The sequence below is a fragment of the Microbacterium proteolyticum genome (assembly GCF_029639405.1).
GTDB lineage: Bacteria > Actinomycetota > Actinomycetes > Actinomycetales > Microbacteriaceae > Microbacterium.
In genome coordinates this window covers 2,616,333-2,630,732 of record NZ_CP121274.1, presented here as the reverse complement: position 1 = coordinate 2,630,732, position 14,400 = coordinate 2,616,333, and the positions used below count along the sequence as shown (strand labels likewise).

The 14,400-nt window shown below is 68.1% G+C and carries 15 protein-coding genes; 6 read left to right on the top strand and 9 right to left on the bottom strand.

Annotated elements, in window-relative coordinates; all coding sequences use genetic code 11:
- Positions 1 to 1,062, bottom strand: a complete 1,062-nt coding sequence (trpD, locus tag P8R59_RS13180) for an anthranilate phosphoribosyltransferase (protein WP_278101433.1) — start codon at positions 1,060 to 1,062, stop codon at positions 1 to 3.
- Positions 1,063 to 1,231: 169 nt separating this feature from the next.
- On the opposite strand from trpD, the gene ctaE reads away from it, so the two are divergent.
- The 5 genes from ctaE to P8R59_RS13155 all read left to right on the top strand — a co-directional run bounded on the left by ctaE (position 1,232) and on the right by P8R59_RS13155 (position 6,189).
- Positions 1,232 to 1,867: an aa3-type cytochrome oxidase subunit III gene (gene ctaE / locus P8R59_RS13175; protein WP_077049913.1), complete on the top strand. Its 636-nt coding sequence runs from the start codon at positions 1,232 to 1,234 to the stop codon at positions 1,865 to 1,867.
- A gap of 16 nt (positions 1,868 to 1,883) precedes the next feature.
- Complete coding sequence (gene qcrC / locus P8R59_RS13170) at positions 1,884 to 2,693, top strand: cytochrome bc1 complex diheme cytochrome c subunit (protein WP_077049912.1); 810 nt, start codon at positions 1,884 to 1,886, stop codon at positions 2,691 to 2,693.
- A gap of 39 nt (positions 2,694 to 2,732) precedes the next feature.
- A complete protein-coding gene (qcrA, locus tag P8R59_RS13165) occupies positions 2,733 to 3,791 on the top strand; it encodes a cytochrome bc1 complex Rieske iron-sulfur subunit (protein WP_077049911.1) in 1,059 nt (352 codons plus the stop codon).
- Positions 3,788 to 5,614 (top strand): cytochrome bc1 complex cytochrome b subunit, encoded by a 1,827-nt coding sequence (qcrB, locus tag P8R59_RS13160; protein WP_077049910.1) that lies wholly within the window; start codon positions 3,788 to 3,790, stop codon positions 5,612 to 5,614. Before qcrA ends, qcrB begins: the two co-directional genes overlap by 4 nt.
- 146 nt (positions 5,615 to 5,760) lie before the next feature.
- Positions 5,761 to 6,189 (top strand): rhodanese-like domain-containing protein, encoded by a 429-nt coding sequence (locus tag P8R59_RS13155; protein ID WP_278101432.1) that lies wholly within the window; start codon positions 5,761 to 5,763, stop codon positions 6,187 to 6,189.
- A gap of 78 nt (positions 6,190 to 6,267) precedes the next feature.
- On the opposite strand, the gene P8R59_RS13150 is transcribed toward P8R59_RS13155, so the two are convergent.
- The 6 genes from P8R59_RS13150 to P8R59_RS13125 form a co-directional block, all read right to left on the bottom strand.
- On the bottom strand, positions 6,268 to 7,056 hold the full coding sequence (locus P8R59_RS13150; protein WP_278101431.1) for a PP2C family protein-serine/threonine phosphatase: 789 nt from the start codon (positions 7,054 to 7,056) through the stop codon (positions 6,268 to 6,270).
- A gap of 4 nt (positions 7,057 to 7,060) precedes the next feature.
- A complete protein-coding gene (locus P8R59_RS13145; RefSeq protein WP_077049907.1) occupies positions 7,061 to 7,477 on the bottom strand; it encodes a cytochrome c oxidase subunit 4 in 417 nt (138 codons plus the stop codon).
- A gap of 3 nt (positions 7,478 to 7,480) precedes the next feature.
- The gene (gene ctaD / locus P8R59_RS13140; RefSeq protein WP_278101430.1) at positions 7,481 to 9,244 is read right to left on the bottom strand and encodes an aa3-type cytochrome oxidase subunit I; all 1,764 of its coding nucleotides are present in this window, start codon (positions 9,242 to 9,244) and stop codon (positions 7,481 to 7,483) included.
- A 2-nt stretch (positions 9,245 to 9,246) separates the two neighbouring features.
- Positions 9,247 to 10,128: an aa3-type cytochrome oxidase subunit II gene (gene ctaC / locus P8R59_RS13135; protein WP_083734962.1), complete on the bottom strand. Its 882-nt coding sequence runs from the start codon at positions 10,126 to 10,128 to the stop codon at positions 9,247 to 9,249.
- Between the two features lie 168 nt (positions 10,129 to 10,296).
- Positions 10,297 to 10,662, bottom strand: coding sequence for an iron-sulfur cluster insertion protein ErpA (gene erpA, locus P8R59_RS13130; protein ID WP_076490686.1), 366 nt, complete (start codon positions 10,660 to 10,662; stop codon positions 10,297 to 10,299).
- 72 nt (positions 10,663 to 10,734) lie between these two features.
- Entirely contained in the window at positions 10,735 to 12,129 is a 1,395-nt protein-coding gene (locus P8R59_RS13125; protein ID WP_278101429.1) for a dipeptidase, read from the bottom strand.
- Positions 12,130 to 12,175: 46 nt separating this feature from the next.
- Between P8R59_RS13125 and P8R59_RS13120 the strand changes: the two genes are divergently transcribed.
- On the top strand, positions 12,176 to 12,748 hold the full coding sequence (locus P8R59_RS13120) for a DUF3043 domain-containing protein (RefSeq protein WP_077049904.1): 573 nt from the start codon (positions 12,176 to 12,178) through the stop codon (positions 12,746 to 12,748).
- A 115-nt stretch (positions 12,749 to 12,863) separates the two neighbouring features.
- On the opposite strand, the gene P8R59_RS13115 is transcribed toward P8R59_RS13120, so the two are convergent.
- Positions 12,864 to 13,889 carry a quinone-dependent dihydroorotate dehydrogenase gene (locus tag P8R59_RS13115; protein ID WP_278101428.1) on the bottom strand — a complete coding sequence of 342 codons (1,026 nt, stop codon included), beginning with the start codon at positions 13,887 to 13,889 and terminating at the stop codon, positions 12,864 to 12,866.
- A 10-nt stretch (positions 13,890 to 13,899) separates the two neighbouring features.
- Positions 13,900 to 14,391: a transcriptional regulator NrdR gene (nrdR, locus tag P8R59_RS13110; protein ID WP_077049902.1), complete on the bottom strand. Its 492-nt coding sequence runs from the start codon at positions 14,389 to 14,391 to the stop codon at positions 13,900 to 13,902.
- Between the last annotated feature and the right edge of the window lie 9 nt (positions 14,392 to 14,400).

The window sequence follows — 14,400 nt, the reverse complement described above, 5'->3', positions numbered from 1 at the left end:
TCAGCCCGCCAACTCGCGGGTCGCGGCGACCCAGTCGTCGAGCTTCGCGAGCGCGCGGCCGTCGTCGACCGCGGCGGACGCGTCGGACATCGCCTCGGCGAGACGCTCCAGGATCGGACGCTGCACCTCGGCGGCATCCTGGAACAACCGGTAGGACACGAGCCCCGCCGCCGCGTTCAGCAGCACGATGTCGCGGACCGGGCCGGTCTCGCCGGCGAGCGTGCGGCGCACGACCTCGGCGTTGTGGTCGGGCGAACCGCCGAGGAGGTCGTCGATGTCGGCGAGGGGGATGCCGAGATCCCGGGGATCCAGATCGTGCTCGTGCACGTCACCGCGGCTGATCTCCCACACCCGGCTGTGCCCGGTCGTGGTCAGCTCGTCGAGGCCGTCGTCGCCGCGGAACACCAGCGCGGTCGCGCCGCGTGTCCGGAAGACGCCGGTGATCAGGGGGACGCGGTCCAGGTGCGCGACGCCGACCGCGTTGGCTTCGGCGCGCGCGGGGTTGCAGAGCGGACCGAGGAAGTTGAACACCGTCGGCACGCCGAGCTCCGAGCGCGTCGCCGCGGCGTGGCGGAAGCCCGGGTGAAAAGCGGCAGCGAACGCGAAGGTGATCCCGGTGCGTTCGAGCGTCGCGGCGACAGCCTCGGGATCGAGCGTCAGAGCGATCCCCAGAGCAGAAAGCACGTCGGAGGAGCCGGATGCCGAGCTCGCGGCCCGGTTGCCGTGCTTGACCACGGGGACTCCGGATGCCGCCGCCACCACGGCCGCCATCGTGGAGACGTTGACCGTGCCGAAACGGTCGCCGCCGGTACCGACGATGTCGAGGACCTCCGCGCGCACGGGAAGCGGAACCGCCGCCTCGAGGATGGCGTCGCGGAAGCCGACGATCTCCTCGACCGTCTCGCCCTTCGCCCGCAGCGCGACGAGGAATCCGGCCAGTTGCGAGGGCGTGGCCTCCCCCGCCATGACACGCCGCATCGCCCACGTCGACTCCGAGACACTGAGGTCGCGGCCCTGCAGCAGGGTGGTGAGCAGATCGGGCCAGGTGAAGCGTTCCGCCATGCCATGATCCTTCCACACGCGGCGTGTCGGACGAGGTCGTTCGGAGCCGGGCGGGAACCCGTTCCGCACCGGGGATTCCTTGCGGATTCTTAGGCTTCCCTAAGTCTCGATGATGGAATATCTCAGGCTGGAGATGGGAATATCGCTGCGTCGGATCGCGCATAATGGGATGGTGACGACACCAGCGACGTATTCCCAGGCCGTGCGCGCCGTGAAGCGACCCGATCCGGTCGCCGTCGGCACCATCGTGTGGCTGGGCAGCGAGGTCATGTTCTTCGCGGGCCTGTTCGCGATCTACTTCACACTGCGCAGCACGTCCGCGCCCCTGTGGGCCGAAGAGACGCAGCTGCTGAACGTCCCCTTCGCTGCCGTGAACACGTTCATCCTCGTGATGTCCTCGGTCACGTGCCAGATGGGCGTGTTCGCCGCCGAGCGGTACCAGCCGTACACGGTCAAGTCGAACAGCTTCTGGAAGCGCTGGGGAATGGTGGAGTGGTTCTACCTCACCTTCATCCTCGGCGCGGTCTTCGTGTCCGGCCAGGTGTGGGAGTACGCGACGCTGGTGACCGAAGGCATGCCGATCAGCGCCAACCCCTACGCTTCGGCCTTCTACCTGACCACCGGCTTCCACGCCCTGCACGTGACGGGTGGCCTCATCGCCTTCCTCCTCGTGATCGGCCGCGCGTACGCCGTGAAGAACTTCGGCCGCAAAGAGATGACCACCTCGATCGTCGTGTCGTACTACTGGCACTTCGTCGACGTCGTCTGGATCGCGCTGTTCTTCGTCATCTACTTCCTGAAGTAAGAGAGCTGTACCTCACATGGCACGAGAGAAGAAGCCGCGTCGCTCGAACGGACGCCGCAGCCCCCTGGCCGCCGCCGCGCTGATCGGAATCGGTCTGCTGCTGACGGGTGGCATCTACGCCGGCGCGTCGGCCGCGATGGCCGCCACCGACACCCCCACGAGCGCGTCCAACTCGGCCAGCACGGTCGAGGAGGGCAAGAAGCTCTTCCAGGCCAACTGCGCCACCTGCCACGGGCTCGATCTCGAGGGCAGCCAGCAGGGCCCGTCGCTGTTCGGCGTCGGCGAGCTCGCGGTGCACTTCCAGGTGTCGACCGGCCGCATGCCGCTGCAGGCGCAGGGCCCGCAGGCTCCGGTCAAGCCGGTGCAGTTCACCGAGGAGCAGGTCAACGCGATCGCCGCCTACGTGCAGTCCGCGGCCCCCGGCCCCACCTACCCGTCAGACGAGATCCTCGACGGCCAGGGCGACGTGTCGCACGGTGCCGAGCTCTTCCGCATCAACTGCGCCATGTGCCACAACGTGGCCGGCGCCGGTGGCGCGCTCACCGAGGGCAAGTGGGCGCCCGACCTGCACACGGTCACTCCGCTCAACATGTATGCGGCGATGGTCACGGGCCCGCAGAACATGCCGGTCTTCAACGACCTCAATCTGACCCCCGAAGACAAGCGCGACGTCATCTCGTACCTGATGTTCCTTCAGAAGTCCGAGTCCCCCGGCGGCTTCGCGCTCGGATCGCTCGGTCCGGTCTCCGAGGGTCTGTTCATCTGGATCTTCGGCATCGGAGCGCTCATCGCGCTCACCGTGTGGATCACGGCGAAGTCCAACTGATCGTCGTCATCGACATTACGTAAACGTACGAGGAGCACCATGGCACACGAGGAAGACGCACTCGAGCACGAGAGGGCTTCATGGAAGCCCGGCTCCGGGCTCGCCGTCGCGGTTCCCGACCCCGTGCAGAACCCCGGTCTCCCGGGGCACCGCCAGCGCATGACCGATCAGGACCCGCAGGCGATGAAGCGTGCGGTACGCACGGTCTACACGCTGTTCTACTTCTCCGTCGCGGCGAGCATCTGGGCGAGCATCGCCTACATGATCTTCCCGATCGAGTCGGGCGCCCTGGTCGACATCCGGAACAACAACCTGTTCATCGGTCTGGGCATCGCCTTCGCGCTGCTCGCGATCGGCATCGGCGCCATCCACTGGTCCAAGGCCGTCATGTCCGACAAGGAGCACATCGAGGACCGCCACGCGACCCGTGGCCGTGACGCCACCCGTGAGGGTGCGGTCAACGTCTTCGTCGAGGCCGAGAAGGACTCGGGCTTCGGGCGTCGCGAGATCATCCGCAACTCGATGTTCGCGGCGCTCCTCGCCTCGGTCATCCCCGGGATCACCCTGTTCCGCGGCCTCGCTCCGCAGGATGCCGATCCGGTGAAGCTCCTCAGCCACACGATGTGGAAGGGCGGCATGCGCCTCGCGCACGACCCGTCGGGCCGTCCGATCCGCGCCGCCGACGTCACGCTCGGCTCGGCCTTCCACGTCATTCCGGAAGAGCTCGCCGGAGTCGGCCACGACGAGGGCTACCTCGAAGAGAAGGCCAAGGCCATCGTTCTCCTGATGCGTCTGCAGCCCGAGTCGCTCAACCCCGAGACCAACCGCCTGGACTGGACGTACGACGGCATCGTCGCCTACTCCAAGGTCTGCACGCACGTCGGCTGCCCCGTCGCGCTCTACGAGCAGCAGACCCACCACCTCCTGTGCCCCTGCCACCAGTCGCAGTTCGACGTCGCCAACGGAGCGGCCGTCATCTTCGGCCCGGCTGCCCGTCCCCTGCCGCAGCTCCCCATCACCGTCGACGCCGAGGGTTACCTCGTCGCGCAAAGTGACTTCGAAGAGCCCGTCGGCCCCAGCTTCTGGGAGCGCTCATGAGCACCGCCACCCACCCCGCGGAGAACATCACCACCGAACCGGCGGTCTATTCGGGTCCGCCCAAGGCAGACCTGCAGGGCAAGCCTCTCGGTGGCCGCTTCGTCGGCGCCGCGGCGAACTACCTCGACGAGCGCACCAGCATCTCGGGCATCGTCAAAGAGCTCGGTCGCAAGATCTTCCCCGACCACTGGTCGTTCATGCTCGGTGAGATCGCTCTGTGGAGCTTCGTCGTCGTCCTGCTGTCGGGAACGTTCCTGACGTTCTTCTTCCAGGCCTCCATGGTCGAGACGCACTACAACGGTGCGTACGAGCCCATGCGCGGCATCGCGATGTCCGCGGCGATGGAGTCGGCGCTGCACATCTCGTTCGACCTCCGCGGTGGCCTGCTCGTCCGTCAGATCCACCACTGGGCGGCTCTGGTGTTCGTGGCCGGCATCGGCGTGCACATGCTCCGCGTGTTCTTCACCGGCGCGTTCCGCAAGCCGCGCGAGCTCAACTGGGTGGTCGGCTTCATCCTGTTCATCCTCGCCATGGCCGAGGGCTTCACCGGATACTCGCTCCCGGACGACCTGCTCTCGGGCAACGGTCTGCGCATCATCGACGGCATGATCAAGGGTCTGCCCGTGATCGGCACGTGGACCTCGTTCCTCCTCTTCGGTGGCGAGTTCCCCGGTACCGCGATCGTCGGCCGCCTGTACACGCTGCACATCCTGCTGCTGCCGGCGATCCTCGTCGCGCTGCTCGCCGTGCACCTGATGCTCATGATCATCAACAAGCACACGCAGTTCGCCGGCCCGGCCCGGACGAACAGCAACGTCGTGGGCTACCCGATCCTGCCCGTGTACGCGTCCAAGATGGGCGGGTTCTTCTTCATCACGTTCGGTGTGATCGTCCTGATCGCTGCGCTCGTGACGATCAACCCCATCTGGAACTACGGCCCCTACGACCCGTCGCCGGTGTCGGCCGGTACTCAGCCCGACTGGTACATCGGCTTCGCCGACGGAATGCTGCGCCTCATCCCGCCGCACCTCGAGTTCGTGCTCTGGGACCGCACCTGGTCGTGGAACATCATCATCCCGGTCGGCGTCCTCGGTCTGTTCATCGTTCTCGTGCTGATCTACCCCTTCATCGAGGCGTGGATCACCGGCGACAAGCGCGAGCACCACATCGCCCAGCGTCCCCGGAACGCCGCCACCCGGACCGCCATCGGCGCCGCCGGTGTGACGTTCTACGCGGTCATGTGGGCGGCAGCCTCGTCCGACATCATGGCGACGCACTTCCACCTCACGATGGAAGGTGTCATCCACGCCCTGCAGGCGCTGCTGATCCTCGGGCCGATCGTCGCCTACTTCGTCACGAAGCGCGTCTGCATCGCGCTGCAGAAGAAGGATCGCGAGATCGCGCTGCACGGGTACGAGTCGGGTCGCATCGTCCGCCTTCCCGGTGGCGAGTACATCGAGGTGCACCAGCCCGTCGACGAGTACGAGCGCTGGAAGCTGGTCGACAACGAGACCTACGAGCCCCTGGTGGTGCGCCCCAACGCCAAGGGTCAGATCTCGGCTCTGCAGAACTTCCGCGCCTCCGTGTCGCGCTGGTTCTTCGAGGATCGGCTCACCCCGCTCACGCAGGCTGAGCTCGATGCCGCGGTGGCCCACCAGCACCACGAGCTCGATCACATCGATCACGAGGAGGCCGACGAGATCGCCGGCGCCGATGCTCGTGCCGACGCCGAGGGTCGCCCTCACAACGCGGTCGGCGAGCGTGTCGAGGTTGAGTTCCCCGCCCCGAAGGGTCTCGGCCCGGACGGCGACAAGAGCGCGTAGATCGTCCACGAAACCCCGGTGCCTCGGCACCGGGGTTTCGTCGTTTCATCGGGGCGCTAACGGGGACGGTGGAGTGGCAGAAAGCGATCGGCGTCTGGCATCCCTCCCCCTCTCCCCCGAGCGCACCCGGGATCTAGCGTGGGGGCATGACCGACGCGCACACCTACTTCTCGAACCGGCTGGCTTTCGAGACCGATCCCTCCGACGTGTACGCCGCGCAGAAGGCGGGAGACGTGTTCGTCCTCGTCGACGTGCGCGGAGACGAGGCGTGGGCGCACGGACGCATCACCGGCGCGATTCACATGCCGTACCGGGACATCGCCGAGCGTGCGCCCCTCGAACTCGACCGTGGCGTGCCCGTGGTCGTGTACTGCTGGAGCCCGGGCTGCAACGCCGGGCAGAAGGGGGCGCTCGAGTTCGCCCGCCTCGGCTATGCGGTCCGCGAGATGATCGGCGGGTACGAGTACTGGGTGCGCGAGGGCCAGCCGTTCGAGAACGATGGAGGAGCGCTCGAGCGGGTCTTCGATCCCACCGTCATGGTCGTCCGCGGCGGACACGGGAAACGGCCCGCCTGAAGCCCGGGGCCGGGTGTCCGCCGCCCGGGCGGACCGGCGGCCGTCGCCCCCGTCAGGGCATTCGTGGACGTCGCCGGGTCAGGCGGTCTCGATGTCTTCCGTGAACCAGCGCGCCGCCGACCCGAAGAAGACCGGTTCGCTCGGCGGGAAGTCGTCGTCGACGACGTCGCACACCACGACCGTGACGTTGTCGCGCGTACCGGCCTCGAGCGCCAGCGCGACCGCCGACGCCGCAGCAGAACGGGGATCTTCGGCGCCGGCGACGAGACGGGCGACGTCGCCCTCCGGGACGTAGTCGGTGAGTCCGTCGCTGCAGAGCACCCAACGGTCGCCCGGTCGCGGCGCGTGGGACGCCACCGACACCACGTCGCCCTCCGAGCCCCCGAGCGACGCCGTGATGATATTGCGACGCGGATGCGCCGCAGCCGCCTCCGGAGAGATGATGCCGTGGTCGACGAGCGCCTGCACGTAGGAGTCGTCGCGCGTCTGACGCGTGAACTCGCCGTCCCGGAGCAGATATGCGCGGGAGTCACCGGTGTGGGCGAGCAGCAGTTCGGACTCGACGCCGAGGAAGACGCCGGTGAAGGTCGTAGCCATCCCCTGGAGGGCCGGGTCGCGCTCCACGTGGGCGCGGATGTCCCAGTTGGCCTCGCGGATGCGGACGAGCAGACCGTCGGCGTCGAGACCGGTGCCGCGGGTGGCCACGAGACGGTGGACCAGCGCCGCCGAGGCGAGATCGCCGGAAGGGCCGCCCCCCACGCCGTCGGCCACCGCCGCACCCCAGGATGCCGCGAAAGCGGCGTCCTGATTGGTGGGACGGTGGGCGCCGGCGTCGGAGACGGCCGCGGTGTTCAACCGGAGGGGCACGAGATCAGCGCGCGAAGTACCCGCGGTAGTACTCGTACACCCAGCCGACGATGGCGATCGCGAAGATGGCGAAGGCGACGGGCACGAGCCAGCTGCCGACCGCCAGGCCGATCACGGCGATGGCCGCCGAGCCCGCGAGGACGATGGGCCACCAGGACCAGGGGCTGAACTCGCCCATCTCGGGGTCACCGTCGTCGATGTCCGCGGTCAGCGAGTCCTCGGGGAGCTCGCCGCGCTGCGCCTTGACGACACGGCTGATGTAGAACGCGATCATGGCGCTCATCAAGCCCATGAAGATCAGCGCAACCGTGCCCACCCACTCCACGGAGCCGTGGCTGATGACGTTCCACACCGCGTAGACGATGCCGATGAAGAACGCGAAGCCCGTGAGCAGCCACCAGAGTCCGACATTGGTACGCATGGGTTACTTGACCTCTCCAGCTGCGGCGTCGACGACAGGCGCGTCGGGGGCATCCTTCGCGGGGCCCACACCGACCGGGATGCCGGCCTCGGGGTGGTTCAGGTCGAACGCGGGACGCTCGCTGCGGATGCGCGGGATCGACGTGAAGTTGTGGCGCGGGGGCGGGCAGGACGTCGCCCACTCCAGCGAGGCGCCGTAGCCCCACGGGTCGTCCACCGTCACGCGCGGCGCCTTGCGAGCCGTGATCCAGACGTTCAGGAGGAACGGGATCATCGAGGCGCCCAGGATCATCGATCCCACGGTGGACAGCTGGTTGCCCCAGGTGAACCCGTCCGCGGCGGCGTAGTCGGCGTAGCGACGGACCATGCCGTCCACACCCAGCCAGTGCTGGATGAGGAACGTCATGTGGAAGCCGATGAACAGCATCCAGAAGTGGACCATGCCGAGGCGCTCGTTGAGCATCTTCCCGGTCCACTTCGGCCACCAGAAGTAGAAGCCGGCGAACATCGCGAACACGACCGTGCCGAAGACGACGTAGTGGAAGTGCGCGACGACGAAGTACGAGTCCGACAGGTGGAAGTCCAGCGGCGGCGAAGCCAGGATGACGCCGGTGAGGCCACCGAAGACGAACGAGACGAGGAAGCCGAGGGCGAAGACCATCGGGGTCTCGAAGGTCACGGATCCGCGCCAGAGGGTTCCGATCCAGTTGAAGATCTTCACGCCGGTGGGCACCGCGATGAGCATCGTCATGAGGGCGAAGAACGGGAGGAGGACGCCGCCCGTGACGTACATGTGGTGCGCCCACACCGCGACGGACAGGGCCGCGATCGCGATCGTCGCGTAGACGAGCGTCTTGTATCCGAAGATCGGCTTGCGGCTGAACACCGGGAAGATCTCGGAGACGATGCCGAAGAACGGCAGGGCGATGATGTACACCTCGGGGTGACCGAAGAACCAGAAGAGGTGCTGCCACAGCAGCACGCCGCCGTTCTCGGGGTTGTAGATCTGAGCGCCGAGCACGCGGTCGGCGGCGGCGGCGAAAATGGCGGCCGCGAGGACCGGGAACGCCAGGAGGATCAGGATGCTCGTGATCAGCGTGTTCCACGAGAAGATCGGCATGCGCCACATGGTCATGCCCGGCGCGCGCATGGTGAGGACCGTGGTGATGAAGTTCACGGCGCCGAGGATCGTACCGAAGCCGCTGATGCCCAGACCCAGCATCCAGAGGTTGCCTCCGACACCCGGAGAGAAGCTCGCATTCGCCAATGGCTGATACGCGAACCAGCCGAAGCCGGCGGCGCCCTGCGGGGTGAGGAAGCCCGACACCGCGATCGTGGAGCCGAAGAGGAAGAGCCAGAACGCGAAGGCGTTCAGACGCGGGAAGGCGACGTCGGGAGCACCGATCTGCAATGGGAGCAGCGCGTTGGCGAAACCGGCGAACAGCGGCGTCGCGAACATCAGCAGCATGATCGTGCCGTGCATCGTGAACAGCTGGTTGTACTGCTCCTTGGTGGGGATGATCTGCATCCCGGGCTCGAACAGTTCGGCACGGATGATGAGCGCCATCACGCCGCCGAGCATGAAGAAGAGCACCGACGAGATGAGGTACATGTACCCGATCGTCTTGTGGTCGGTGGAGGTGATCCACTTGACGACCAGGTTGCCCTTCTCCTCGACGCGGGTGCCGCTCAGCAGCGCAGCCTGGCGGGGCGGAAGGGTCGTGGGGCGCGAAGGACCCGTTCCCTGGAGCGGAAGCGTCGTGGCCATGATCACTTGTTCCCTTCGGCGCCGGCCGTGTTGAGGTTCTGCAGGCGGGACAGATCGCTGATGTCGCCGACATCGCCGGCCTCGCGCAGCGAGTCGAGATACGCCTCGTACTCGGCCTCGCTGACGACCTTGACGTTGAAGAGCATCGCGGAGTGGTACTCGCCGCAGAGCTCGGCGCACTTGCCTTCGTACGTGCCCTCGCGCGTCGGCGTGAACGACCATTCGTTCTCGCGGCCGAGGTACATGTCCTTCTTGTAGAGGAAGTCGATGATCCAGAACGAGTGGATGACGTCGCGCGAGCGCAGGTCGATCTTCACCGTCTTGTTGACGGGGAGGTAGAGCGTCGGGACGTCTTGCAGGTCGTATCCGTCGCCCGTCGCCTTGGCCTGGACGCCCATCGAGTACACGGCGTCGGAGTTGTCCTCGCGGGTGCCGTTGTACTGGAAGTCCCACGCCCACTGCTTGCCGTAGGCGGTGATGGACACGTCGGGGTTGTCGTACTGGGTCTCGAGGGTGTTCTGGTCACGAGCGGTGAACGCGAAGAACCCGATGACGAGGATCAGCGGCACGACCGTGTAGAAGATCTCGACCGGCATGTTGTAGCGCAGCTGCACCGGCAGGCCGGACTGGCCCTTGCGACGGCGGTAGGCGATGACGGCCCACAGCATCAGGCCCCACGTGATGACGCCGACCGCGAGCAGCACGATCCACGAGTTCACCCACAGACCGGCGACCATGTCGGTGTGGTTCGTCGCAGGCGTCCCGTCATCGACGAACCCCGGGAGGAATCCGTGCAGCTGCGACGTGGTGCAGCCCGAAAGAAGTGCGACGGAAGCGATCCCGACGGGGACGGCTGCCCAACGAAGGCGACGTTTGGAGGGCACAGTGCACCTTTCCGGGTCGTGGATGTTGCTCTCGACAGTCTAGAGCAACCTCTTACGGTTCTCTGGCCAATCGTCCAGCACCGAAGCATCGAAAACCCCCGGTTTTCGCGGTGTGATCCGCGGTTCCCGGGGGTCGTCGAATTCGGCGCCGGAGCGACGTGGCGCGGCTCAGTGGAAGCTGTCGCCGCACGCGCAGGAGCCCTGCGCGTTGGGGTTGTCGATCGTGAAGCCCTGCTCCGAGATCGTGTCCTTGAAGTCGATGCTCGCACCGTCGAGGTACGGGACGCTCATGTCGTCGACGATGACCTCGACACCGTCGAAGTCGGCGACCTTGTCGCCGTCGAGGTAGCGCTCGTCGAAGTAGAGCTGGTAGATCAGGCCCGAGCATCCGCCCGGCTGCACGGCGACGCGCAGTCGCAGATCGTCGCGTCCTTCCTGGGACAGGAGGCTCTTCACCTTGTCGGCGGCGGCGTCGGTCAGGGCGACTCCGTGCTCGCGGGTGACGGCGTCGGACGACAGTGTCGTGTCGGTCATGGCGTGGCCCTTCGGGTCGTTCGGTCGCGGGGACGAGTCGATTCTACGCCCGCCTCGTCCCCGCGGAGCCGATCAGACGGTGCGGCGGTTCAGACGTTCCAGTAGCAGGGCCTCGGAGACCAGCGCGTTGCGGAACGTCTCGAGGTGCAGCGACTCGTTCGGGCTGTGGGCACGGGCGTGCGGGTCCTCGACACCGGTCACCAGGATCTGCGCGCCGGGGAACTCCCGCACGAGGTCGGCGATGAACGGGATCGATCCGCCGATGCCGACGTCGACCGCGCCGACGCCGTACCCGTCGGCGAAGGCGGCGCGAGCGTCCTCGACGGCCCATCCCCCGGTATCGACCAGGAACGCGTCGCCGCAGTCCACGTCCGTGAACTCCAGCTGCGCGCCGAAGGGCGCGTGGGCACGTAGGTGCGCCTCGATCGCGGCGAACGCTTCCGCCGCCGGCTGTCCGGGCGCGACGCGCGCGCTGATGACGACACGGGTCTCGGGCGCCAGGGTGTTCGACGCGGCCTCCACGGGCGTGGCATCCCATCCCGTGATGGTGATGGAGGGCTTGTTCCAGATCCGGCTGAGGATGCTGTCGCGGCCGATCGGCGACACACCGTCGAGCAGCCCGGATTCCGCGCGCAGGGTCGCCTCGTCGTACTCCGGCGTCTCGGCGTCGCGCACGGCGAGGCCCTCGACCGCGACCGCGCCCTCGTCGTCCCACAGCGTCGCGAGGAGCTTGACCGTGGCGAGCATGGCATCCGGAACCGCGCCGCCCATCATCCCGGAGTGGGACGCGTGCGCGAGAGTACGGACGGTGAGGGTGAACCGCGCGTTCCCGCGCAGCGACACCGTCAGGCCGGGGGTGCGGTCGTCCCAGTTCCCCGAGTCGGCCACGACGATGACGTCGGAGCGGAGGACGTCGGCGTGGTCCGCGAGGAACTGCGCGAAGGAGCGGGAGCCGTACTCCTCCTCTCCCTCGATGAACACGGCGATGCCGAGGTCGAGGTCGTCGCCGAGAGCATCGGCGAGGGCGCGGATCGCGCCGACGTGCACCATGATGCCGGCCTTGTCGTCGGCGGCTCCGCGTCCGTAGAGACGGCCGTCGCGGACCGTGGGCTCGAACGGGGGCGAGTCCCAGAGCGCCTCGTCGCCCGGCGGCTGGACGTCGTGGTGGGCGTACAGGAGGACGGTGGGGCGGCCGTTGCGGGCCGGACGGGATGCCAGGACCGCGGGCTGTCCGAGTTCGTCGGCGCCGGCGATCGCGGCGCGCGCCACATCGACCCGCTCGAACACACCCGTGCCGCGGAGCAGCTCGGCGACCGCCTCGGCGCTGCGGGCCACCCCCGACTGGTCGAACGCGGGCCAGGCGATGGAGGGGATGCGCACCAGCGCACCGAGGTCGGCGAGGGCTGCGGGGATGCCGTCGGACGCGGTGGCGCGTACGGCATCCTGCCGGGACAGGTCAGGGGTCATGCGGGTAATCTTAAATCTCCGATCCAGTGAGCTCTCGAGGTTATCCGTGGCCAAGTCCCCCGCCCCCGTCCCCAACGACACCCCCGTCGCGTCGGATGCGACCGCCGCGGGCAAGGGGCGCGCGACACCGTCTCGGGCCGAGCAGGAGGCCGCGCGCAAGCGTCCCCTCGTGGCCGACACCAAGGAGGCGAAGGCCCGCGCCCGCGCCGACCTGGCCGCGCAGCGCGAGAAGGCCCGCGTCGGCATGGCCGCCGGCGACGAGCGCTACCTCCCGGTCCGCGACAAGGGTCCGCAGCGCCGCTTCGCGCGCGACTTCGTCGACGCCGGGTGGCACCTCGGCGAGGGCGTGATGCCCTTCATGATCCTCGTCATCGTGCTGACGCTCGTGCCGAACGGTTTCTTCCAGTACTGGTCGTTCGTGGCGCTGTGGATCTTCATCCTCTTCGTCATCGGCGACATGATCATCACCTCGATCCGCGTGAAGCGGGCGGCCAAGGCGAAGTTCGGCGAGGACCGACTCGAGAAGGGTCTCGGCTGGTACTCGGCCATGCGCACCGTGCAGATGCGGTTCATGCGCCTGCCCAAGGCTCAGGTCAAGCGGGGCCAGTACCCGGCCTGACCGCGACTCTTCGACGGCGGCGTGTCCTTCGGGGCGCGCCGCCGTCGTCGTATTCCGCACCGAGGCGGGGGCTACGACCCGCGCACCGCGCGTCCGCTGCGGCCGACCGTGCGAGTCAGCCGCGAGCGGCGAGCCCGCGGTTGATCTGCCGCGCCCACAGGGGGCCGCGGTAGAGGAACGCGGTGTAGCCCTGGACCAGGGTCGCCCCGTGGGCGAGACGCTCACGGACGTCGGAGGCGGTCTCCACTCCCCCGGCCGAGATCACGACGAAGTCCGCCGGGACCGCCGCGCGGACGAGATCCAGGACCTCGAGGGCGCGCTGCTTCAACGGCGCGCCCGACAGCCCGCCGGCACCGGCCGCCTCGACCGTCGAGGCCGGCGTCCGCAGCCCGTCCCGGGCGATGGTCGTGTTGGTGGCGATGATCCCCGACAGACCCACGTCCACGGCGAGTCGGGCGATGTCGCCCACCTCGTCGTCGGCGAGGTCGGGAGCGATCTTCACCAGGAGGGGGGTGGCGCCGGCGGCCTCGAGCACCGCGGTCAGCAAGGGCCGCAGCGTCTCCACCGCCTGCAGCCCGCGAAGACCCGGGGTGTTCGGCGACGAGACGTTGACGACGAGGTAGTCGGCGAGCGGTGCGAGCAGGCGCGCACTCCGGACGTAGTCGGTCGTGGCATCCTCGACCGCCACCGCCCGGCTCTTGCCGATGTTGACACCGATCACCGGACGCCGACGCGATCGGCGGAGAGCCCGTAGACGGCGTGCGGCGACGTCGGCACCTTCGTTGTTGAATCCCATGCGGTTGATCACGGCCCGGTCGGCGACCAGGCGGAACAGGCGCGGCTTCGGATTGCCCGGCTGCGGCAGGGCCGTGATCGTCCCCACCTCGACGTGCCCGAACCCCAGGGCGCGGAGACCGCGCACCATCGTCACGTTCTTGTCGAACCCCGCGGCCACGCCGAAAGGCGACTCGAAGGTCAGGCCCAGAGCCCGCACGCGCTGAGACGGGTCGGCCGCCGTCGCGGTCCGGACCGCGGATGCCACCGGACCCACGCCCGCCGCGCGGATGACGAGAGCACCGAGGTGGTGCGCGAACTCGGGATCGAGGCGGCTCAGGACCGAGCGGAAGAGAAGGGGATACATCCCCGCCAGGCTACTGGACGTCGTCGAGCGCCGCGGGCTCGACCGTCGGCCGGGAGGCGTGGTCGGCGCGCAGCTGGGCGATGGCCGCGTCGAAGTCGTCCAGCGACTCGAACGCCTGGTACACGCTCGCGAAACGGAGGAACGCCACCTCGTCGAGCTCCCGCAACGGCCCCAGGATCGACAGGCCGATCTCGTTGGCCTCGATCTGCGACGACCCCGTCTGCCGGATCGCCTCCTCGACCTGCTGCGCGAGCATGGCGAGATCGGCATCCGTCACCGGCCGCCCCTGGCACGCCTTCCGGACGCCCGACATGACCTTCTCGCGGCTGAAGGGCTCGACGACGCCGGACCGCTTGATCACGTTCAGGCTCGCGGTCTCGACGGTGGAGAATCGGCCGCCGCACTTCGGACACTGCCGGCGCCGACGGATGCTGAGCCCGTCATCGCTCGTACGGGAGTCGATGACGCGGGAATCGGGGTTGCGACAGAACGGGCAATGCATGGGAGACCT